This is a genomic window from Kribbella sp. NPDC023855 (assembly GCF_040639475.1).
Lineage (GTDB): Bacteria > Actinomycetota > Actinomycetes > Propionibacteriales > Kribbellaceae > Kribbella.
The window spans coordinates 423,719-444,862 of the sequence record NZ_JBFAAA010000004.1 but is presented as its reverse complement, the minus strand read 5'-3'; the positions used below and the strand labels follow the sequence as shown (position 1 = coordinate 444,862).

At 68.1% G+C, this 21,144-nt stretch carries 17 protein-coding genes; 3 read left to right on the top strand and 14 right to left on the bottom strand.

What is annotated here, in order from left to right; all coding sequences use genetic code 11:
* Positions 1 to 287: 287 nt before the first annotated feature.
* Positions 288 to 947 (bottom strand): HAD hydrolase-like protein, encoded by a 660-nt coding sequence (locus AB0F51_RS17340; RefSeq protein WP_360280849.1) that lies wholly within the window; start codon positions 945 to 947, stop codon positions 288 to 290.
* A gap of 59 nt (positions 948 to 1,006) precedes the next feature.
* Here AB0F51_RS17340 and AB0F51_RS17335 point away from each other — a divergent pair, with 59 nt between their 5' ends.
* Complete coding sequence (locus AB0F51_RS17335) at positions 1,007 to 1,537, top strand: type 1 glutamine amidotransferase domain-containing protein (protein WP_360280846.1); 531 nt, start codon at positions 1,007 to 1,009, stop codon at positions 1,535 to 1,537.
* A 50-nt stretch (positions 1,538 to 1,587) separates the two neighbouring features.
* Here AB0F51_RS17335 and AB0F51_RS17330 read toward each other — a convergent pair whose 3' ends face one another.
* Positions 1,588 to 2,946: an NAD-dependent succinate-semialdehyde dehydrogenase gene (locus tag AB0F51_RS17330; protein ID WP_360280843.1), complete on the bottom strand. Its 1,359-nt coding sequence runs from the start codon at positions 2,944 to 2,946 to the stop codon at positions 1,588 to 1,590.
* Between the two features lie 118 nt (positions 2,947 to 3,064).
* On the opposite strand from AB0F51_RS17330, the gene AB0F51_RS17325 reads away from it, so the two are divergent.
* Complete coding sequence (locus tag AB0F51_RS17325; RefSeq protein ID WP_360280840.1) at positions 3,065 to 5,203, top strand: M6 family metalloprotease domain-containing protein; 2,139 nt, start codon at positions 3,065 to 3,067, stop codon at positions 5,201 to 5,203.
* A 14-nt stretch (positions 5,204 to 5,217) separates the two neighbouring features.
* On the opposite strand, the gene AB0F51_RS17320 is transcribed toward AB0F51_RS17325, so the two are convergent.
* From AB0F51_RS17320 to AB0F51_RS17305, 4 genes are all read right to left on the bottom strand, one after another.
* Complete coding sequence (locus AB0F51_RS17320) at positions 5,218 to 5,709, bottom strand: MarR family transcriptional regulator (RefSeq protein ID WP_360280837.1); 492 nt, start codon at positions 5,707 to 5,709, stop codon at positions 5,218 to 5,220.
* Positions 5,710 to 5,749: 40 nt separating this feature from the next.
* Entirely contained in the window at positions 5,750 to 6,190 is a 441-nt protein-coding gene (locus AB0F51_RS17315) for a DUF1772 domain-containing protein (protein ID WP_360280834.1), read from the bottom strand.
* Entirely contained in the window at positions 6,190 to 6,828 is a 639-nt protein-coding gene (locus AB0F51_RS17310; protein WP_360280832.1) for an NAD(P)H-binding protein, read from the bottom strand. The genes AB0F51_RS17315 and AB0F51_RS17310 overlap by 1 nt, the downstream gene beginning before the upstream one ends.
* Positions 6,829 to 6,896: 68 nt before the next feature.
* The gene (locus AB0F51_RS17305) at positions 6,897 to 7,520 is read right to left on the bottom strand and encodes a histone deacetylase (RefSeq protein ID WP_360280829.1); all 624 of its coding nucleotides are present in this window, start codon (positions 7,518 to 7,520) and stop codon (positions 6,897 to 6,899) included.
* A 112-nt stretch (positions 7,521 to 7,632) separates the two neighbouring features.
* Between AB0F51_RS17305 and AB0F51_RS17300 the strand changes: the two genes are divergently transcribed.
* Positions 7,633 to 9,681 (top strand): phosphocholine-specific phospholipase C, encoded by a 2,049-nt coding sequence (locus AB0F51_RS17300; protein ID WP_360280826.1) that lies wholly within the window; start codon positions 7,633 to 7,635, stop codon positions 9,679 to 9,681.
* A gap of 34 nt (positions 9,682 to 9,715) precedes the next feature.
* On the opposite strand, the gene AB0F51_RS17295 is transcribed toward AB0F51_RS17300, so the two are convergent.
* From AB0F51_RS17295 to AB0F51_RS17260, 8 genes are read right to left on the bottom strand one after another with little or no spacing between them, the layout of a single operon-like run.
* Positions 9,716 to 12,301 (bottom strand): AAA family ATPase, encoded by a 2,586-nt coding sequence (locus AB0F51_RS17295; RefSeq protein WP_360280823.1) that lies wholly within the window; start codon positions 12,299 to 12,301, stop codon positions 9,716 to 9,718.
* Positions 12,298 to 13,596 (bottom strand): hypothetical protein, encoded by a 1,299-nt coding sequence (locus AB0F51_RS17290; protein WP_360280820.1) that lies wholly within the window; start codon positions 13,594 to 13,596, stop codon positions 12,298 to 12,300. The genes AB0F51_RS17295 and AB0F51_RS17290 overlap by 4 nt, the downstream gene beginning before the upstream one ends.
* Before the next feature lie 2 nt (positions 13,597 to 13,598).
* Positions 13,599 to 14,366 carry a hypothetical protein gene (locus tag AB0F51_RS17285; protein WP_360280817.1) on the bottom strand — a complete coding sequence of 256 codons (768 nt, stop codon included), beginning with the start codon at positions 14,364 to 14,366 and terminating at the stop codon, positions 13,599 to 13,601.
* Entirely contained in the window at positions 14,363 to 15,460 is a 1,098-nt protein-coding gene (gene ispG / locus AB0F51_RS17280) for a flavodoxin-dependent (E)-4-hydroxy-3-methylbut-2-enyl-diphosphate synthase (protein WP_360281558.1), read from the bottom strand. The genes AB0F51_RS17285 and ispG overlap by 4 nt, the downstream gene beginning before the upstream one ends.
* 50 nt (positions 15,461 to 15,510) lie before the next feature.
* Complete coding sequence (ispH, locus tag AB0F51_RS17275) at positions 15,511 to 16,446, bottom strand: 4-hydroxy-3-methylbut-2-enyl diphosphate reductase (protein WP_360280814.1); 936 nt, start codon at positions 16,444 to 16,446, stop codon at positions 15,511 to 15,513.
* An 11-nt stretch (positions 16,447 to 16,457) separates the two neighbouring features.
* A complete protein-coding gene (locus tag AB0F51_RS17270) occupies positions 16,458 to 17,510 on the bottom strand; it encodes a family 2 encapsulin nanocompartment cargo protein polyprenyl transferase (RefSeq protein WP_360280811.1) in 1,053 nt (350 codons plus the stop codon).
* 11 nt (positions 17,511 to 17,521) lie between these two features.
* A complete protein-coding gene (locus tag AB0F51_RS17265) occupies positions 17,522 to 18,910 on the bottom strand; it encodes a family 2B encapsulin nanocompartment shell protein (protein ID WP_360280808.1) in 1,389 nt (462 codons plus the stop codon).
* Entirely contained in the window at positions 18,907 to 21,141 is a 2,235-nt protein-coding gene (locus tag AB0F51_RS17260; RefSeq protein WP_360280805.1) for a germacradienol/geosmin synthase, read from the bottom strand. Before AB0F51_RS17260 ends, AB0F51_RS17265 begins: the two co-directional genes overlap by 4 nt.
* Positions 21,142 to 21,144: the final 3 nt, after the last annotated feature.

Sequence of the window (21,144 nt, the reverse complement as noted above, 5' to 3'; positions counted from 1 at the left end):
GAAACTGCCGGCTCGTATGGTCGAGATCATTCTGGAGGCGTGCCGTGCCGGAGTCGTTCGATGAGTTGCTGGCGAACTGCACGCGGACAGCCCTCAAGCTGGAGTTCAGCGCGGAATTCAGATCAACGCGCACGAGTTGTCAGCGAGCCGGTGTCGGAGCACATCGCCTTCGAGCATGCGGTCACAGCGCAGGTCACGCCGCAGCCGGCGGGCTGATCCGGTGGGTTCCGGGGCGGCGAGCGAGGCGAGCGCCCGGCCGGAAGTACTGAATTGTCTGAGGTGCTCGCTCAGGCGGGTACTACGTGCTGCATGGCTTCGGGGATGGTGTTGGCTACGGGGGCGCCGGTGGATTCTAGGGCTGGGCGGGTCATGGCGCCGGTGGCTACGAGGATGCAGGGGGCGCCTACTGCGGCTGCGGCTTGGGCGTCGTCTACTACGTCTCCGATGACGACTACGGAGGCGGGGTTTAGGTTTTGGGCTTCTAGGTGGCGGATGAGGTGGTCTGTTTTGGACTCGCCGCCTAGGTCTCCTGGTAGGCCGTCGACTCGGTTGAAGAGGTCGGTGAGGCCGTGGCCGGCGACGGTTGGGACTAGTTGGGAGTGGAACCACATCGAGAGCAGGGATTGAGTTCGGCCGGTTTCCCGCCAGGTGACCAGTTGCTCTGGTACGCCGGGGGCCAAGACGCTGGTGTGCAGCAGTACGTCGTACCGGTCGTGGTAGAGGCGGTCGACGCGTGCCCAGGCCTCATCGTCGAGGGTTCGGTCCAGCAAGCGTTCGTAACAGGCGCGTACCGGTCGTGAGTAGAACTCCTGCCATTCCTCCCACTGCAAGGGCGCACGGCCGAACGCCGCGCAAACTTCGTTGACTGCGGCAAGCACCACCGCGTTGTCGTGCAGCAGGGTGCCGTTCCAGTCCCAGACGATGTGCGACGCCCTCACAGTGTTCACGGCCGCAACTTTATCCAGCCAGGTCGTGTACGCCGCGCCCGACCGGGTACCGGCGCCCTATGGCAGACAAGAAGAAGATCGCATTCCTGGTCGCTGCCGAAGGCATCGAGCGGGTGGAGTTGACCGAACCCTGGAAGGCCGTCTCGGAGGCCGGTCACCAGCCGGTGCTGTTGAGCCCGGAGACCGGCGAGGTGCAGACCTTCGACCACCTCACGGCCGCTGAGAAGAAGCCGGTCGATCAGGCTGTCGGGGACGTCTCGGTCGACGACTTCGCCGCCTTGGTGCTGCCCGGCGGCGTGGCCAACCCGGACGCGCTGCGGACGGACGAAACCGCAGTGAGCTTCGTCAAGGCGTTCGTCGACTCCGGCAAGCCGGTGGCCGCCATCTGTCACGCGCCGTGGACGCTGATCGAAGCGGACGTCGTCCGGGGCAAGACCGTGACGTCCTGGCCGAGCCTCCAGACCGACCTCCGCAACGCCGGCGCCAACTGGATCGACGAGACCGTCGCCACCGACGGCAACCTGATCACCAGCCGCAACCCCGATGACCTGCCGGCCTTCAACAAGACCCTCCTGAGCGCCATCGGCTGACCGCAGAGCCTGTACTACGGCAGCCCGGTCACCGCGGAAGTCCATCCGGTTCAGAGCCGGATGGACTTCTTGTTCATGAACTCCTCGATCCCGGCCGGCCCGAGTTCGCGGCCCATCCCGGAGCGCTTGATCCCGCCGAACGGCAGGTCGGCCTGCGAGCCGCCGGCGCTGTTCAGGTAGACCATTCCGGCCTCGATCTGGCCGGCGACCCGGCGATTGCGGGCCGGGTCGGTCCCGAAGACGCTGGCACCAAGACCGAAGGGCGAGTCGTTCGCGATCGCGATCGCCTCCTCCTCGGTCGCGGCCTTGAAGACCAACACGACCGGCCCGAAGATCTCCTCGTAGTACGCGTCCATCTGCGGTGTCACGTCGGTCAGCACCGTCGCTTCGAGGTAGGCGCCGGGCTCGATCCGGCGTCCGCCGGTGCGCAGGGTGGCACCTTGCCGGACCGCGCGTTCGACCTGCTCGGCGACCTCGTCGGCCGCGGCGATCGAGGCCAGCGGGGGCAGCTTGGTTTCCGGGTCGGCCGGGTCGCCGGGGACGTAGAAGTCGGCGACGCGTTTGGTCAGCTTGTCGACGAACTCGTCGTACAGGTCGGCGATGACGATCATCCGTTTCGGCGCGTTGCAGGACTGGCCGCAGTTGCGCATCCGGGCGGTCGCCGTCGCCTTCACCGTCTCGTCCAGATCGTCGCTGTCGAGCACGATCAGCGGATCGGAGCCACCGAGCTCGAGCACGGTCTTCTTGAGGTTCCGGCCGGCCTCGGCGGCGACGGAGATGCCGGCCTGCTCACTGCCGGTCAACGAGACGCCCTGAATGCGGGGATCGGCGAGGATCGCCGGAATCTGCCGCGAGGAGGCGAAGGTGTTGACGTAGACGTCATCCGGTACGCCGGCGTCGCGCAGTACGGACTCGATCGCCGCGGCCGAGCGTGGGCAGATCGACGCGTGCTTGAGCAGGATCGTGTTGCCCAGGACGAGGTTCGGGGCGACGAACCGGGCGACCTGGTAGCAGGGGAAGTTCCACGGCATGATCCCGAGCAGCGGACCGATCGGATTCTTGGTGATGACCGCCCGGCCGCCCTTGAGCGTCATCGGCTCATCGGCCAGCAGCGCCGGCCCGTTCTCGGCGTAGTACTCGAAGATGTCGACCACGATGCCGACCTCGCCCCGGCCCTCGTTGATCCGCTTCCCCATCTCCAACGTCATGATCGCGGCCAACTCGTCGGCCCGCTCAGCAAACAACTCCCCCGCCCGCCGCACGATCGCGGCCCGCTCCTCCACACTCCGCCGCCGCCACGCCTGATATCCGCCGTGGACCCGCGCAATCGCCGCCTCCACCTCCTCAGCAGTCGAGTTCGGCACCTCTTCGACCAGTTCACCCGTCGCAGGATTCGTGACTGAGTACATGTCGGGCACCCTACCGCCTTCTTCACATACTGTATACAGTGAGCGTGTCCTCGCCTCCCGGGGTGGCATGAGGCAGGATGAAGGACCGCATGTTTCCTTCGTCGATCGGACTCCGCCCGTGTCTGAGCAACGAAAGTTCCGTTCTGTTCTGCGTGCGACCGCTCTGCTGGCCGCCGTTTCGCTTCCCGGTCTCGCCCTTGCCGTGCCAGGCGCCGAGGCCCGCCCCGCTGCCGCGTCCGGAGTACCGGCGGCGGCGCAAGCTGATCCAGTTCATCCGTGGCAGTTCGACCATTGGCCGCAGCAGCAGCCGTGGCAGGAGCAGAAGCCGGCGGCCAAGGGCATCGCGCAGCCCGGCTTCGGCGCTCCGCTCGACCCGCAGAACTGGGTCAACCCGGACCACATGACGTGGGCCGACTACAAGAAGCCGCCCGGGACCAACTGGGCCGATCCGAGCAAGAAGGGATCGGTCCGGACGTTCAAGGGCGCGCTGGTGCTCGTCGACTATCCGAACCAGCCGTTCGTGGTGACCCAGCCGAAGGGCTCGTCGGTGTTCGGCAACCCGAGCGCTGAGGCGAGCGGCGTACCGCGCGAGCAGGTAGCGGACTTCTACCGCGACTTCCTCAACAAGCCCAACGCGCTGAACCGCGGCCACACCATCCACGAGTACTGGATGGAGGACTCCGGCGGCCGGTACGGCGTGGAGCTGACCTCGTTCGGCGCGTATCAGATGCCGGGGAAGTCGCACGAGTACGCGATGGAGTTCCAGGGCGGCACGGCCTGCCCCGCCGGTGACACCTGCACCAAGAACCTCCGGACCGACGCCCGCGCGGCGTGGGTCGCCGACGTCGGCGCCGAAGTACCGGCCGGGTTCGACTTCATCTTCTACATGAGCGCCGGGCAGGACGAGTCGTCGACCTGGCAGGAGTTCGGGCCGATGAAGTTCCCGACCAAGGAGGACGTAACCGACGCCTTCGGCCCGCCCGACCCGGCGCTGCCGAACTGGTCGCTGACCCGCTACGTCCCGTGGACCTCCTGGGCCTCCGGCTCGACCCTGTGGCCGAACGCCGGCGGCGGCTCGACCACGCAGGCCGAGAGCTCCGGCATGTCGGTCTTCGCCCACGAACTGAGCCACGTGCTCGGCATCGGCGACAACTACAACAACCCGTACGGCGTACCGCCACGGCGCGCGTACAGCGGCATCTGGGAGATGCTCAGCCGCGGCACCTTCAACGGGCCCGGCGGTCCGCACAGCCGGGGGATGATCCCGGCGACGGGTGGCGCCTCGATGGGCGCGCAACACATGCTGCGCAACAAGATCAAGCTCAAGATGGTCGACGAGCAGAACGTACTGCGGCTGTCGCGCGAAGCACTCCCCCAGTCCGGCGTGGTCGTCGCCGACGTCACCGCCCGGGCGATCCAGCCGGGCGCCACCGGACTGTCGGGCGTCAACATCATGCTCGGCACCGGCGACCTCTCCCCCGCGTGCAACGTCGCGACCAACCCGCTGTGCGACGGCGGCGGTTACAACAACTACACCGTCGAAGTCGTCGACCGGGTCGGCACCGACTCGTTCACGCCCGACTCCGGCGTCCTGCTGGCGAAGACGAAGAACCAGGACGCGGCACCCTTCGAGTGGGTGATCGACGCGAACCCGCAGGACATCAACATGACCGACTACGTGCTGCCCGACGGCACCAAGGTCCCGATCACGATCGGCGACTACCGCCAGCTGTCCGACGCGTTGTTCCACGCGGGGACCAACTCGGGCAGCGAGTACGAGTACGTCGACGAGGCCAACCGGCTGCACTTCTACATCACCAACGTGCACCGCAACAGCGCAGGCGAGCTCTCGTACACGGTGGCGATCCGCTCGCTCGACGGTGCTGGACCGCAGCAGCGCGGAGTCCGGTTGCTGCCGACCGTCGGCCTCACCGGCGCTGACGGCGCCACGACCTGTGCCTTCCCCCTGACCAACACGGGCAAGGCGGCGCCCCCGCAAGGCGAGCACCCTGAGGACGTCGCGCAGTACCTCAACAGCGATGTCTACCGCTTGTCCGCCAAGGTCACCGGCAAGGGCTGGGCCATCGCCCTGCCCAATGCGCTGGCCACGGCCAAGACCGGCACCACCATCAAGGTCCCCGTTCAGGCCAAGCCGAGTGACAACGCCAGCCGCCTGGCTCAGGTGACTCTGACCGCCACCTCGGAGTCCGACCCGACCAAGAAGGCCACCACCACCTGCGTGGCCATCGCCCGGTAGCTCACTTACGCCGGTCAGGCCTCGGCGAGTTCGCTCGTCGCGGTCTGGCCGGCCGCGGTGGTGCGCTGCAGGAAATCGACCAGCAGTTCCAGCTCGGCAGCCGAGTACTCGGCCAGGACGGCGTCCATGCTGGTGTTCATGCCGCCATAGGCGTGGAAGACCTCGGCGCTCCGGTCGCGAACCGCCCGGATCATGACCGCGCGGCGGTCGGCGCCCTCGGGGTCGCGTTCGCGGGTGATCCAGCCGCCGCGCTGGAGCCGGTCGAGGATGCCGGTCATGGTAGCCGGGTGCAGACCGGTCCGGCGGGCCAGCGTGCTCGGCGTCAGCGGACCGTCCCGGGTGATCAGGTCCAGGCAGTCCAGGTCGACGTCCTTGAGGGCGAGTTGGGCGCCGACCTGGTGGTTGAGCAGGGAGAGCTGGTTGCTCAGCACGCGCAGCGAGTCCTTGATCTCGGTCGCCAGCCGCCGCCGTCGCCGCCGCGCGTCCTCAGAAGCTACCGAACTCATATGATGCGCTCCTCGTGTTGTACGTACGCCGAACAACACCTTACTCAGCAGGCTGCCGGCGCATTCCGGCCAGCAGTCCGAACGCGGTCATCGCCGCAACCGTCCGGACCAGGTGCGACACCTGCCACCGATCCCGTACGTCGGCCCAGTCTGCGGGCGGGTTCTCGACCACCCAGTGCGTCTGGTCCGCGTTGATCGGCAGGTTCACCGCGAGGGTCAGGACGAACACGCCGATCAGGAGCACCAGAGCCGCGACGGCCGGCCCGCGCCTGGCCCGGAGTACCAGGATCGCCGTCGTGATGATTGCCGGAAGCAACGTCACGCTGGCCAGGGTGTCCAGCCGGACGAGTTCCACTTGCCGCACCTGGGTGTAGATCTGCGCGTCGAAGCGCCGCAACGACTGCTCGAGCACCAGCACCGTCAGCACGAACCCGGCGAACAGGCCGGCCAGCCAGACGTTGGCGAACCGTACGAGTCTCATCAGTACGCGATCCCGATCGTGTGGCCGGCCGTGGTCGGGTCGGCCAGGGTGGCGAGCATGAGGTGCGCGGTGTCTTCGCGGGAGATCGCCATGCCGCGGGGCAGGTTGGCGTCGAGGGCCGTGCGGTAGACGCCGGTGACGGGCTTGCTGACCAGCTTGGGCGGGCGGACGACGGTCCAGTCGAGGCCGGAGCGGGCGAGGTCGCCCTCCATCAACGCGAGATCCGCGTACGTCTCCTTCAGGAACCACCCGAAGAACGGGTGGATGAGCACGCGGTTGACCAGACTGTCGCCCGGCGGCACCGGTCCGACAGGAGCGGCGCTGACACCGACGTACCGGCGTACTCCGGTTTCCTTCATCGCCTGGATGATCGAGCGGGTCGACGTGGATGTGACCGGCCCGTCCTTGCGTCCGCGCGGGCCGACGCCCGACAGCACCGCCTCCGCCCCATCGACCGCCTGGACCAGCTCGGACGCGTGGGTCAGCCCCGCCACCTTCACCACCTCGAGCGCCGGATGCCGCACCTCGTACTGCGCCGAGGCGCGCACCACCGCCACCACCTTGTGGCCCGCCTCCAACGCCTGCTCGACCGCAGCCGCCCCGATCCGCCCGGTCGCTCCGAACACCGTGATTCGCATCGTCCTCACCTCTCACTTGGTTATACCGAAACCATATCATATGGATTTCATATAACCAGCAGGGCTGACTACGCGCCCACCACAGCAACCAACTCACGCCGGGACCAAGCGCCTTTCACGCCCCGGGCAGCACTCAGGTACTCGGCAATCCGCGCACCGCTCCAGTCATGCGCCTCGCGAAGGCCGGCTGCGATCCAGCGGAGGTACGCCGCGCTGGGGGCTGCTGGAGGGAGGGACGCCGCCTCGCCGTTGGTCATGGTCAGCATCGGTACGCCGTCGCGCGTTGCGACGCGGGTGATGGTTTCGTAGCGGCCGGGGCCCAGGACATGGGCTGTCTCGACGGTGCCCGCGGCAGCGCTGACCTCAAGAGCAAACTCCCCGCCGGGCGGGCGGCGCATCTCCTGGGCGACCACGTCGGCGAACTGGCCGGCGGTGATCAGGTACGCGCGGGCGGCCACCCGCGTAGCGGCGTACGGGTCGTAGAAGGCGCTGCCGCCGGTCCAGACCTTTGACTCGCCGGAGAAGACGAGTCCGCCGTCGATCTCCAGGCTGGCGACACCCACCGGCTCGTCAGGATCGCGGCAGCCGCTGTAGTCGCGCATACCGCCGGCGGGGCGGCCACCGGCGAGGTAGCAGCGGAAGCGGTCGCTCGCCAGGTTCGAGCCGTAGGCGACGTACCAGACCCTGTTCAAACGTTAACTCCGTCCGTTACGGTTTGAAACCGACAATTTACGCGCAAGTTTCTTCACAGTTCTGCCACCTGTTGTTCTCGTTCCCGTTCCGCCCGACGAGGAGAATCCGCCCATGCCAGAACTCAACCGCCGCCGGTTCCTGCAGCTCGCCGGGGGCAGTGCCGCCCTCGCGGCGATGTCGAGCACGATCGAGCAGGCCGCCGCGATCCCGGCCAGCCGCCGCAGCGGCAGCATCGAGGATGTCGAGCACATCGTCGTGCTCATGCAGGAGAACCGTTCCTTCGACCACTACTTCGGCGCCCTGCGGGGAGTCCGCGGCTTCGGTGATCCGCGGCCGGTGACGCTGCCGAGCGGCAAGTCGGTCTTCCACCAGTCGGACGGGACGAAGGACATCCTGCCGTTCCATCCGGACGCCGACGATCTCGGCATGCAGTTCCTCCAGGGACTCGCACACAGCTGGCCCGACGGTCAGGCAGCCATCAACGGCGGCAGGTACGACCGCTGGGTGCCGGCCAAGACACCACCCACGATGGCGTACCTGACCCGCGAGGACATCCCCTTCCACTATGCCCTCGCCGACAAGTTCACTGTCTGCGACGCCTACCACTGCTCGTTCATCGGCGCGACGGACCCGAACCGCTACTACATGTGGACCGGCTACACCGGCAACGACGGAACCGGCGGCGGCCCGGTGCTCGGCAACGACGAGCTCGGCTACGGCTGGACGACGTACCCGGAGCGGCTGGAGAAGGCCGGTGTCTCCTGGAAGATCTACCAGGACATCGGCGACGGCCTGAACGCTGCCGGCCACTGGGGCTGGATCGAGGACGCGTACCGCGGCAACTACGGTGACAACTCGTTGCTGTACTTCAACAACTACCGCAACGCCTCCCCCGGCAACCCGCTCTACGACAAGGCCCGGACCGGGACGAACGCGAAGGCCGGCGAGGGCTTCTTCGACCATCTCCGCGCGGACGTCCAGGGCGGCAACCTCCCCCAGATCTCCTGGATCGCCGCCCCGGAGGCCTTCACCGAGCACTCCAACTTCCCGTCGAACTACGGCGCCTGGTACATCTCCCAGGTCCTCGACGCGCTGACCTCCGACCCCGAGGTCTGGAGCAAGACCGCGCTGTTCATCACCTACGACGAGAACGACGGCTTCTTCGACCACGTCGTGCCGCCGCTCCCACCCGCCTCGGCATCACAGGGGTTGTCCACCGTCGACGTCGCCCCCGACCTGTACGCCGGGGGCACGCGCTACAATGCCGGCCCGTACGGTCTCGGCCCGCGCGTGCCGATGATCGTGGTGTCGCCCTGGAGCACGGGCGGCTACAACTGCTCCGAGGTGTTCGACCACACGTCGATCATCCAGTTCATGGAGCGCAGGTTCGGCGTCCACGAGCCCAACATCTCGCCGTGGCGCCGGGCCATCTGTGGTGACCTCACCTCTGCCTTCGACTTCAGCGTCGACGGCGCCCAACCGGGCCAGTTGCCGGACACCTCGGCGTACCAGCCGCCGGACCACGAGCGGCACCCGGACTACCGGCCGACGCCGCCCGCGGTCGGTGCCATGCCGGTCCAGGAGAGCGGATCCCGGCGGACCCGGCCGTTGCCCTACGCACCGTACGTCGACGGCGCCACGCAAGCCGGCAAGTACCAGCTGACGTTTGCCTCTGGCAACCAAGCGGGCGCGGCCTTCCTGGTCACCTCGGCGAACCGCACCGATGGCCCGTGGACCTACACGACCGAGGCCGGCAAGACGATCGCGGACACCTGGAACACGGCGTACTCCGGTGGCGTGACCGACCTGACCGTGCACGGCCCGAACGGCTTCGTGCGCGGCTTCAAGGGCAAGCCCGGCACCGGCCTCGAGGTCACCGCCCGGCACAACAGCAGCACCCACGACCTCGACTTCACGCTGACCAACAACAGCACGAAGGACGTCGTCTTCACCCTGACGAACGCCTACGACGGCCGGCCCAAGCGGCTCAGGGTGCTCAAGGGCCGGAGTGCGCAGTACATGCTGAACGTGCATCACAGTAAGCAGTGGTACGACGTCACGGTGGTCGCCGACACCGACAGCGCCTTCGCCCGGCGCTTCGCCGGCCACGTCGAGACAGGCGAAGCCGGCGTCAGCGACCCGGCCATCATCACCGCCTGACAATCGCGTCCTGGTCCCGGCGTCCCTGCCGGGATCAGGACTTGACCAGCGGTGCCAGGTCGTGACGCGATCGCACCTTCAGCTTGCGCATCGCGTGCGACAAGTGATCCTCCACCGTGCTGACCGACAAGGTCAGCGTCGCCGCGATCCGGCTGTTGGTCAGCCCTTCGGCCGCCAGCCGAGCCACCTCCAACTCGCGCGGCGACAGCGCGTTCCCGTAGCCGCGCCGACCGCGTTTCGGCGAGACGGCGATCCCGGCTGCCCGCAGTGCCTCCCGGCAGCGGCGAGCGTCGCCCCGCGCACCCATCGCCTCGTAGGTGTTGGCCACCGACAGGAACTCGTCGGGAAGACCGTCCGCGAGCAAACGCAGGCCGCGGCCCTCCAGAGCGATGGTCTCGTCGTAGCGTCGGCCGATCACCCGATACTGCTCAGCCGCAAGGCCGAACAACTCCACCGAATCCTCCACCACAGCCCGCACCATAGACACCGCTGCCGCCGCGGCCGGCGCGTCCCGCTTCGCCACAGCCGCAGCAAACTCAGCGGCCAACCGATCCGCTGCAGCATCACGTTGCCCGACAACCACCGCGATCAGCTCACCGGCCCACGCCCACCCATCCTTGCGAATCACCATCGCAAGGCAGTCTTGGATCGACGCAGCCGGCAGTTCGGCGTACCGGGCGAGAGCGGCTGTGGCCGTCGCTCGGACCGGCCAGGGCCCGTGCTCGGTTGCCGCGAGCACCGACTCGAGAAGTTCTTTGCCGCCAGCAACATCTCCCTGCGCCAGGCGCAGCCGGCCGTCGACCAGGTCGAGTTCGGCGCGCAGCAGTGGGAGCGCGGCGGCTTCCTGGCGGGCTCGCGCGATCCGATCGGCGAGCCCCTCCCAGTTGCCGGCGGCAAGGTCCAGCCGGGCTCGCGTTGCCACGATCTCCGTTCTGGTGAAGGGATTCACGGTCTCCGCAGCGCGGTCCAGCAACGCCGTACTACGCCGGTCGTGCCCCAACCACGCCAGCCCGCTCGCGACCTCGACCCCGTCAGCCTCGTCCACCTCCCCCAAGGCCAGCCGGAAACGCGCTTGATTCCGCCGTACTGCGGCCTGCGCCTCCCCTTCCGTGCCGTCGCCGACCAGCAGCAGGGCGCGTTCCAGCCAGTCGCGCTGCTCGGCGATCGGCTCCACCCCCGCAGTCGGCACAGCGAGAGCCGACAATGCCCAAGCGGCCGACTCCGGATCCTCGCCCAGCTCGCCGATCGCAGCTAGCAGTTCGCGGCGGCCCGCACTGATCTGCCCGGCCCGCTCCTGGAGCAGCAACCCGAGTGCCAGTCGCAGCCGCCCGCGCACCGGGCTCGCAACCGTCGACTCCACCAGCACGGCCTCCATCGTCGCGACCGCATCTTGCCAGTGCCCGCCAGGCGAGGTGGCCTGGCCGAGCTTGAAAGCCAGCCGGGCCCGATCACTCCAGGGCAGCGCCTCGATCTGCAACATCTCGGTCAACTGCCCGACGGCCGCCTCGTGGTCGCCACGCGCCTGCGCCTGGTCCGCCGCGAGTTCGGCATGGATCATCCAGTCAGGCAACGATCCGCCCAGCCGCGAATGCTCCGCGATCTGCGCATGATCGGGAGGTTCGACGGCTGCCAGCGCAGTCGCCGCCCGCCGATGCAACCGTCGTACTTCGTCCGGCGGGATCGTCTCGTAGATCGCCCTGCGGGCCAAGGTGTGCCGCAGGTCGTACAGTCCCGGCTTCGGTTCACCGAGCAGACCACGCGCGATGCCGGTGTCCAGCGCGGTCAGCCGCTGACTGCCTGACACGTCTGCGACAGCGCCGAGCAGCGCCTCCGAAGCGGGCGCGTCGAGTACGGCGGCAGCACGAATCATCGCGCGGCAGTAGTCCGGGACCTGCTGAAGCCGGATCGTGAGCGACGCCCGGACGGCCACCGGCGCCGGCTTGTCGGCCAGCGCCCGCACGATGGCCGGGGTATCGATCGCGCCTTTCCCAATCGACACCCCACGGAGAAGCTCCTCGATGACGAACGGGAGCCCGCCGGTGCGCTCGATCAAAGCGCCGGTCAGCGAAGGCGGCAACGATTTCACCCCAAGGAACCCAGCCGCCAGATCCTGTACGCCGGTTCGCTTGAGCGGCCGCAGCCGGACCTCGGTAGCTCTCGTCCCGGCCGGGACGCAGCCGGCCAAAGCGGTGATCTCCCCCGCGTGCTGGGTGTCCTCCTCGCGATAGGTACCGATCAGCACCAGGTCACGCGGAAGACGGCCGGCGACGAATCGCAACAGTTGCAGGGTCCCCGGATCGGCCCAGTGGAGGTCCTCGATCAAGAGGACGGCCGGTCCGGCGTTGGCGAGTTGATCGAGCACTGAGGCGAAGACCGCGTGGCGGGTGCCGGCTCGGAGTACGGGCTCGGGCAGGGCTTCGATCACCGGGGACAGCGGCAACTGGTCTTCGACCGGGCGGCACTGGCCTGTCAGCCACCGCGCCGAGTGGGCCGTCTGGACCTCAGTGACCAGCCGGGTCTTCCCTACCCCGGCCTCCCCGACCACGAGCACCACGCCCGGAGCGGCGCGCACCGCGTTTCGCAGTACGCGCAGCTCCTGGTCTCTGCCCACCAGCTTCATCGGCGCATTCGGCGTTGGGCTGCCATCGCGGCACCTCCGGCGAGAACCATCAGGAGGGTGGCGAGGGACCAGCGACGGAGGACCTGGACCGTGTGGTCAGGAGGTTCCGGGCTGGTTGCCGTCTGCCGGGCGATGGTGATCTCGGCAGGTGTCGACGCAGGGGGTTTAGGAGTCGGCGTGGGAGTTGGGGGTGGTGGCGGTGGCGGGAGTTCGACCGCGCGGGTGGGTGTGGGGGTCGGGCGCGCCGAAGGACGTCTCGTCGGGGTGGGCGTCGGCGTGGGTTTGGGTGTGACGGCGGGGGTTCGCCTCGGCGGTCTGAGAGTCGGTGCGGGGGTCGCCGGAGTCGGCGTGGGCCGCGGCGTCGACGGCGGTGGCGGAGGTGGCTGCGTCGGTGGCGGAGGCGGCTGCGTCGGTGGTGGAGGTGGCGGCGGAGGAGGTGGGGGTGGCGGAGGTGGTTGGGGCGGCGGTGCCTGGTGGAGGCAGCCGGCGGCGTCGGAGGAGGTGAGCGCGGGCAGGGTCGCCAGCTCGGTCGACGAACCGTCCAGGCGGATCCGGTAGAGGCGACTGCGGGAGCCTCCCGTGCGAACGGCGTACAGGCTGCTGCCCGACATCACCACCGAGCTGTACGTGTCATGGCCCGGCGCGCCCCGGACCTCGGCGACCATCTTCACCGTGCCTCGGTGCGGATCGAGGCTGACGATCCGCGCCTTGTGGCCAAGAGTGGAGATGCCGTAGAGCAACCCGCTGCGCGGATCCATCGCGAAGTCGTCCACCGACAACGTCAGCAGCACCGGCGACAACCGGACCACCTTCACCACCCGCTTGTACGACGTACTGCGCGGGTCGATGTCCATCGTGTACAGCCGATGGTTGTCGCGCAGGTACAACCGCGACCCCGCCACTGTCCCGGCCGTCGGGTCGGCGACCCCACCGACACCGACCCTCACCGGACCGAGCTCGTTGACAGCGCCGCGGCGGTCGACGGTCACCAGGACCGGCCGGCGCCGCAACCACCCGGACTTGTCGCGGGAGGCGATCCCGTAGACGAGGTCCTGATCCTTCGAGTACCCGGCCGCGTTGATCTGGTAGTCGAGCCGCCCGAGGTCAGTACTCCGGCCCGACGGCAAGTCGATTCGCGCCAACCGCGACAGCGAGTGATGCCCCGCTGTTTGGAACTGCAGCATCGAACAGTCGGTGGCTGCCTCCGACGGGTCGGCAGCCAGCACGGGGCTGACGCCGGCCAAGACGAAGGCGGCCGAGGAACGCAGTACTGGATGGGTTTTTGAGCGGTTCACCGTCAACCGCCGCTGCCGAGTCTGGCCAAGGCGGACACGAACGCGTCCGGTCCGACGCTCGCGCCGCCGCTGAACGGGTTCTGCAGCTGGTAGATCGCGAACAGCAGCAGGCCGATCGCCCCCGACAGCATCGACACGATGATCGAGTACGAGTAGACGCCCGGCCCGCCGAACAGGAACATCAGCGCCACCGACATCACACTGCCGACCAGGATCGCGAACCAGACGACGCCGCTGACCCCGCTACCGCTCGAGTTCAGCCGGACCTGCCTGGCCTGGTAGACGTTCCAGATCTGCGCGGCCGCGTCGACCCGGCTGTTCTCCTGGCGCTCTGTCGTCGTCTTCGCGTGCTCGATCGTCGACTGCAGATTGGTCAGCAACTCCCACCCCTCGGGATGGACCGGCCGGCCCGCCTGCAGGTCCGGCCACTCCTGCTCGGACACGACGGTCGCGTAGGACCTGGTGAGCTGCTGCACCTTGGACCGCTCCGGCTCGGCCAGCGACTCGCTCGCCCACTGCACCGCGACCAGCGCGTTCGCCTCGTCGTACGACGTGTCCTGTGCCTTGTCCATCGCGTCGAACAGCGAGATCAGCACGAAGGCGGCGATCACCACGTTCACACCACCGACCACCGTGAACACCTGGCCGGCGACCTCGTTGTTCGCCTCCCGGCCGACTCGCTGCCGCGCCCGGCGCAGGACGAACGCCAGCACCGCGGTCACCACCATCACCCCGATGACCCAGAACAGCCCACTGACAACCAGACTCATACATCCCCCTCACTTGCCCCCGGCCACTCGTGGCTCATCGCCTCTTCGAGCAGCGCCTCGACGATCTGGCTCTCCGGTACGGTCCGGACGATCTCGCCCTTCACGAAGATCTGGCCCTTGCCGTTACCCGACGACACCCCGAGATCGGCCTCGCGGGCCTCGCCGGGACCGTTGACCACGCACCCCATCACCGCCACCCGCAACGGCACCGGGAATCCCTCGAACGCGGCGGTCACCTGCTCGGCGAGCTTGTAGACGTCCACCTGTGCCCGGCCGCACGACGGGCAGGAGACGATCTCCAGCCGGCGCGGCCGCAACCCGAGCGACTCCAGGATTCCGATCCCGACCTTGACCTCCTCGACCGGAGGCGCCGACAGCGAGACGCGGATGGTGTCGCCGATCCCCTCGGCCAGCAGCACGCCGAACGCGACAGCCGACTTGATCGTGCCCTGCATCAACGGGCCGGCCTCGGTCACGCCGAGATGCAACGGATAGTCGCACCGCTTCGCTAGTTCGCGGTAGGCGGCCATCATCACCAGCGGGTCGTGGTGTTTCACCGAGATCTTCAGCTCGGTGAACCCGTGCTCCTCGAACAGCGAGCACTCCCACAGCGCCGACTCCACCAGCGCCGCGGGCGTCGCTCTGCCGTACTTCGCCAACAGCCGCTGGTCGAGTGAGCCCGCGTTCACCCCGATCCGGATCGGCACCCCCGCGTCGCCGGCCGTCCGCGCGATCTCCTTGACCTGGTCGTCGAACTTGCGGATGTTGCCCGGGTTCACCCGGACCGCCGCGCAGCCCGCCTCGATCGCGGCGAACACGTACTTCGGCTGGAAGTGGATGTCGGCGATCACCGGGATCCCCGACTTCGACGCGATCGCCGGCAGCGCATCCGCATCGTCCTGCGACGGCACCGCCACCCGCACGATCTGACACCCCGCGGCAGTCAACTCAGCAATCTGCCGCAGAGTCGCCTCCACGTCAGCAGTAGGCGTCGTCGTCATCGACTGCACAGACACTGCGGCTCCGCCGCCGACCGGCACGCTACCGACCGTCAGGGAGCGCGACCTGCGTCGCGGTGCGGGCGCAGCAGGCATGCCGAGCTGGATCGGGAGAGCGGAGCGCGACGGAGCCGGGTTGGCGGCCGTCATGGCTGTCGCACGGTGGACGGGAGGGTGAAATGGATTGTCTCTCGGGTCAGCTCGCGTTCGACCACCTCGAGCGGCCCGAACTCGCGCAACCAGGCGATCACTTCGTCGACCAGTCGCGGTGGCGCCGACGCGCCTGCGGTCAGGCCGATCACCTGGACGCCGTCGAGCCAGTGGGCGTCGATGTCCGAGGCGTCGTCAATCAGGTGGGCCGGGGTACCGCGCTTAACTGCCAGCTCGACCAGCCGGCGTGAGTTGGAGGAGTTGGTGGAACCGACCACCAGGACCAGATCCGACTCGTCCGCGATCGCCGCCAGCGCCTCCTGGCGGTTCGTGGTCGCGTAACAGATGTCGGCCGCCTCCGGTCCGCGCAACCCCGGGAACTTGTTGCGCAAGGCATCGAGAATGGCGGTCGTCTCGTCCACCGCCAAGGTGGTCTGGGTGAGGTAGGAGACCCGGGACGGATCCTCGACCTCCAGCCGGGCGACGTCCTCGACGGTCTCCACCAGCACCGTCCGGTTCAGCGCCTCCCCCATCGTTCCCTCGACCTCTTCATGTCCCGCGTGCCCGATCAGGACCACCGTGTCGCCGCGGGCGGCGTACCGGCGTGCCTCGGCGTGGACCTTCGTGACGAGCGGGCAGGTCGCGTCGATCACGTCCAGGCCACGTCGGTCCGCCTCCTCCCGGACCGCCGGCGAGACGCCATGGGCTGAGAAGACGACCGTCGCTCCCTCCGGTACGGCGTCCAGCTCGTCGACGAAGACGGCACCGCGGCTGTCCAGCTCCGCGACGACGTGAGTGTTGTGCACGATCTGCTTGCGCACGTAGATCGGACGGCCGCGCCGCTCGAGCAGCTGCTCGACCACTTCGATGGCCCGCTCGACCCCGGCGCAGAACGAGCGCGGCGAAGCCAGCAGGATGGTGCGTGTCGTCATCGATTCCCCCTTCAGTGATCGCGGCGCGTGGCCAACCTGGCCAGTCGTTCCAGCTCGCCCGCGGCCGGCTGGACCGCGCGGGCCGAGGCCAGTTCCCCCAAGGCCGCGGACAGCAGAGCGTCCGCCTGCAGCTGGCTCTGCTCCCTCGCTCCGGTCGTCTCGATCAGGTCCGCCGCCTGCGTCAGTTCGGCATCCGACAGCTCGTCCTTGCGGCGGTACATGGTTGCCAGCTCGCGACCGGCCTCCGTACCGGACATGAGCGCAGCGATCGCGGGCAGCGACTTCTTGCGCCGGCGCAGGTCCGAGTGCACGGGCTTGCCGGTGACCTTCGGGTCTCCCCAGATCCCCAACAGGTCGTCGACGTACTGGTAGGCGAGCCCGAGGTCCTCGCCGTACAGCCGGAGGTGGTCGATCTGCTCGGCCCGGCCGCCGCCGAAGAGCGCGCCGAGTGCCGTCGAGCACCCGAGCAACGCGCCCGTCTTGAGCTGAGCCATCCGGACGCACTCCGACAGGACCACATCGTCGCGGGTCTCGAACGACGAGTCCGACAACTGCCCGTCCACCAGTTCCTGCACCGCCGAACCGAGCATCCGGGCCGCGTCCCCCGCCCGTTCGTTGCCACTGTCAACCAGTACGTCGAACGCCAGGCTGAGCAACGCGTCGCCGGCCAGGATCGCCGGCCCTAGACCGAACACCGACCACGCGGTCGCCCGGTGCCTACGGGTCAGGTCGCAATCCATCACGTCGTCGTGCAGCAGGGAGAAGTTGTGCACCAGCTCCACCGCTACAGCGGCGGGAACCGCAGCTTCCGCAGTACCGCCAACGGCCTCCGCAGCCAGCAGAACCAGCGCCGGGCGGAGGGCCTTGCCGCCGTCGGCACGGGTTGGAGCTCCCTCCTCGTCCTCCCAGCCGAAGTGGTAGTTGGTGATCCGCTGAGTGGCCAGCGGCATACCGGCGACGGCCGCACGGAGTGCGGGTTCGACCTGGTCGCGACTCCAGGCCAGGAGTTGCTGAGCAGACCGGCCGGCACCGGCGGCTTGACTCGCCTCTTGGAGAGTGGACATGACATTGCTCCTCATCCACCGAGTTCGACGTTTTCCAGAACGCCGAGCGCGTCCGGGACGAGCACGGCCACCGAGTAGTAGGTGCTCACCAGATAAGAGGTGACAGCGCGATCGTTGATGCCCATGAACCGGGCGTTCAGACCGGGCTCGACCTCGTCCGGCAGGCCGGTCTGCCGCAGGCCGATGACGCCTTCGTCCTCGAGCCCGGTCCGCAGTACCAGCACCGAGGTGGTGTTGGTGTCGGTGATCGGGATCTTGTTGCAGGGCAGCAGCGGTACGCCGCGCCACGCGTTCACCCGGCGGCCCTCGACCTCGACCGTCTCGGGCATCACGTGCCGGCGGGTGCATTCCCGGCCGAACGCCGCGATGGCGCGCGGATGCGCGAGCAGGAGCCGTGGTTTGCGGCGCCGGGTCAGCAACTCGTCGAAGTCGTCCGGGGTCGGCGGACCGGTCCGGGTGTAGATGCATTGGCTGAAGTCCGCGTTGTGCAGCAGCCCGAAGTCGCGGTTGTTGATCAGCTCGGACTCCTGCCGCTCCCGCAACGCCTCGATGGTCAGCCGCAACTGCTGCTCGGTCTGGTTCATCGGCTGGTTGTAGAGATCGGCGACCCTGGTCTGGACCCGCAGGATCGTCTGCGCCACGCTCAACTCGTACTCGCGCGGTGCCGGGTCGTAGTCCACGTACGTCCCGGGCAGCTCGTCCTCACCGGCGTGACCGGAAGCGACCTCGATGGCCGCCTCCCCGTTCTTGTTCTGCGGCGGCCGTGGCCGCTGCCGGAACTCGTCGAGGTGATTCCGCAGCGCCTCGGACTGCTCCGCCAGGTTGTTGAAGTCGTTGCGATGCAGCTTCAGCACCGTGCACTGGGTCAGCGCCTTGGCGGTGAACTCCCAGAGATTCTCCGGTGGCTCGGTGAGCAGTCCCTCGCCGAGATAGTCGCCATCGGCAACTGTCCCGAGGTCGGTGTCGTCGCCGTACGGACCGGTGCCGATCTTGCTCACCTTGCCGTGGGCAATCAGTACGACGTCGTCGACCCGGCTGCCGAACTCCGCGATCACGTCACCCGGCTGGTACTCCTGCTGGTAGAACCGATCCGCCATCGCAGTCAGTACGTCGTCGTCGGCGAAGTCCCGCAACGGCGGCAGCTCGGTCAGCTCGGCCGGGATCACCCGGACGTCGGCACCTGTCGCCGAGAAGCTCAGCCGGCCGTCGCCGACCGCGAAGGTGGTCCGGCGGTTGACCCGGTACGCGCCGCCCTGGGTCTCGACCCATGGCAGCATCCTGAGCAGCCACCGAGGCGAGATGCCCTGCATCTGCGGGACCGACTTGGTGGTGGTCGCCAACTGCCTGGCGGCCTCGGTCCCGAGACTCAGCTGCGGCTTTTCCTGATCGATCGCCGTCACAATGCACCGTCCAATCGTTGTGCGCCAACGAGCTGCCGTGGTCTGGGGAGACGAGCCGCGGAGGTGCCCAGACCGGTGGCACCACCCAGAACTCGCAGCGGCCTGGCCGGTTCGCCTGCCCGGCTCAGCAACGCGGCTTCCTTGTACCGATCGACGCCGGCGTGCCAGACCAAGATTCCGGACATCCAGTTCTGCAGTTCCTCGGCGTACCCGGTGAGGGTGCGCCGGACCTCGTCGTCCAGACCGAAGTCGGTGAACAGGGCCGGTAGATCCACCGCCACCAGGTGCTCGAACTGCTGCATCCGCGCCGTCATCAGGTCATTCACGAGGCCGAGTGCCCGGTCGCGGTCGCAGCCGAGGAAGTTCTGCACGACCAGGATCATGTTGTGGAACTCGCCCTCGAACTGGATCTCCTTCTGGTACGAGAAGACGTCGTTCAGCAGGCAGGCGTAGTCGGCGGCGGCGTTCTCCATCGCCCGGATCGGCCGGGACCGGTAGATCTCCGGCGGCACCGTGCGACCGTGCCCGATCCGGCACAGACTCATGGTGAGATCTGAGCCGAACGTCCGCCGGCGCATCTCGAGGTAGTCGACCGGGTCGGGGATCCGGTTCTGGAACTGGTTGGCCAGCTCCCACAGCCAGCTCTCCGTCATCGTGTCGACCGCGTGCTTGAAGTCCCGCCGGTGCTCGATACTCATCGGCCCGGCCGTCCTGACCCACAGGTCGGCCAGCGAGCGCTCCAACGAGGTGACCGGCAGCGTGGCCGCCGGTCCTTCGATCGGCATCAAGTCCGACAACCTCTTCGTCGTCGCCTTGGCCCCGGTCATGTCCCGGGTCCGTCCGAAGACGATCGGGTAGTAGTCGTCGGCGTAGGTACCCCAGGCCAGCCAGTCCGACGACAGGTTCAACCCCTCCGGCGATGCGTCGGGGTGAATTCCGGCCGCACACAAGGGAAGATCGTTGGCTTCCAGGTAGTCGGCATCCCAGACCACGCCGTCGAGCATGCCCATCTCCGCGCACCACTCCCGCACGTGCTCGCGTGCTGCGTCGAGATGCGGGCTGCGTTTAGGTGCGTAAGGCAAGTAGAAGTCCGGTCGCGGCGTCTCCCCCACCGCCCGGTGCGGGACAAAACTGTGGCTCCTGATCCGGTACGGCGCGGTGGCGACCAGCGACGACAGGATGCGCGAGGCGGCTGTCCCCAACCCGGTCGGTCCACCCAGCGCGGCCTTGCCGCCGTTGTTCATGTAGCGACTGGACCGCAGATGCCACTCGTGACCGCCGGACTGCCAGTCCTGCAGGCCTTTCACGTAGTTGAGGACGTCGAGTTGGCCTTGCGGGCCGACCACGTTCTCCGCCAGCAACGGCGGAATCTCGGTGACCGCGGTGTTCTCGAACTGGTGCAGCCGCGAGGTGAGGATGTCGTTCACCAGCTCGGCGGCCTCCTGCGGGCTGCACCCGAGAAAGCGCTCCACCACCAGGACGCCGTTGTTCACCTCGCCCTCGGTCTCCACCTCGCGCTGGTAGGAGAACAGGTCGTTGCGCAGATGGACCGCGTCGGAGAACGTGTCGCTGAGCACTTGCATCGCCCGGGTCCCGGCGATCTCGACCGGGACCTCCGCATTCACGGCGTACTCGACCAGGTTCGCCGACCAGGGCGCGCCACCGACCTTGCGGCGCATCTCGACGTACTCGATCGGGTTCGCGATCCGACCGGCGCTGATGTTGGTGAGTTCCCACAGCGACTCGGCCAGCAGCGCTTCCGTCGTACCGACGAAGCGTTTGCGCCAGCCGGGTGACATCGACGGAATCGTTCGGTTCCAGAGGTCGACCAGGCCGCGCTCGACCGGATTCTCTGGCGTCGCGGTGATGGGGCCTTCGACCGGCATGAAGGCCGGCAAGCGGTCGAGGTAGGCCTTCGCGCCGGCCAGGTCCCGGGTCTTCTTGTAGAGCTCGAGGAAGTGGTCGTCGAAGTAGAACACCCAGACGTACCAGTCCGTCACCAGGTCCAGCGCCGGACCGGTCGCGTCGGGATGGGTGTAGGCACACAGCAACGCGTAGTCGTGCGAGTCGAAGTCGTGCTCGTCCCAGATCGCCTTGCCCTGCTGGGGAACGTCGATCATGTCGAACTGGTAGGCCCAGGCCTTGCTGTGCGCCCGGGCCCCTTCCAGGTTCGGGTTGATCCTGGCCGGGTAGGGCACGTAGAAGTCGGGCAGCTGGTAGGGCTGCGCCATGGT

Bases quoted from the DNA above. Each gene is read 5' to 3' on its own strand.
- AB0F51_RS17335 (WP_360280846.1), top strand. From the start codon at position 1,007: ATGGCAGACAAGAAGAAGATCGCATTCCTGGTCGCTGCCGAAGGCATC.
- AB0F51_RS17330 (WP_360280843.1), bottom strand. From the start codon at position 2,946: ATGTACTCAGTCACGAATCCTGCGACGGGTGAACTGGTCGAAGAGGTG.
- AB0F51_RS17320 (WP_360280837.1), bottom strand. From the start codon at position 5,709: ATGAGTTCGGTAGCTTCTGAGGACGCGCGGCGGCGACGGCGGCGGCTG.
- AB0F51_RS17315 (WP_360280834.1), bottom strand. From the start codon at position 6,190: ATGAGACTCGTACGGTTCGCCAACGTCTGGCTGGCCGGCCTGTTCGCC.
- AB0F51_RS17310 (WP_360280832.1), bottom strand. From the start codon at position 6,828: ATGCGAATCACGGTGTTCGGAGCGACCGGGCGGATCGGGGCGGCTGCG.
- AB0F51_RS17300 (WP_360280826.1), top strand. From the start codon at position 7,633: ATGCCAGAACTCAACCGCCGCCGGTTCCTGCAGCTCGCCGGGGGCAGT.
- AB0F51_RS17295 (WP_360280823.1), bottom strand. From the start codon at position 12,301: ATGAAGCTGGTGGGCAGAGACCAGGAGCTGCGCGTACTGCGAAACGCG.
- AB0F51_RS17285 (WP_360280817.1), bottom strand. From the start codon at position 14,366: ATGAGTCTGGTTGTCAGTGGGCTGTTCTGGGTCATCGGGGTGATGGTG.
- ispG (WP_360281558.1), bottom strand. From the start codon at position 15,460: ATGCCTGCTGCGCCCGCACCGCGACGCAGGTCGCGCTCCCTGACGGTC.
- ispH (WP_360280814.1), bottom strand. From the start codon at position 16,446: ATGACGACACGCACCATCCTGCTGGCTTCGCCGCGCTCGTTCTGCGCC.
- AB0F51_RS17270 (WP_360280811.1), bottom strand. From the start codon at position 17,510: ATGTCCACTCTCCAAGAGGCGAGTCAAGCCGCCGGTGCCGGCCGGTCT.
- AB0F51_RS17260 (WP_360280805.1), bottom strand. From the start codon at position 21,141: ATGGCGCAGCCCTACCAGCTGCCCGACTTCTACGTGCCCTACCCGGCC.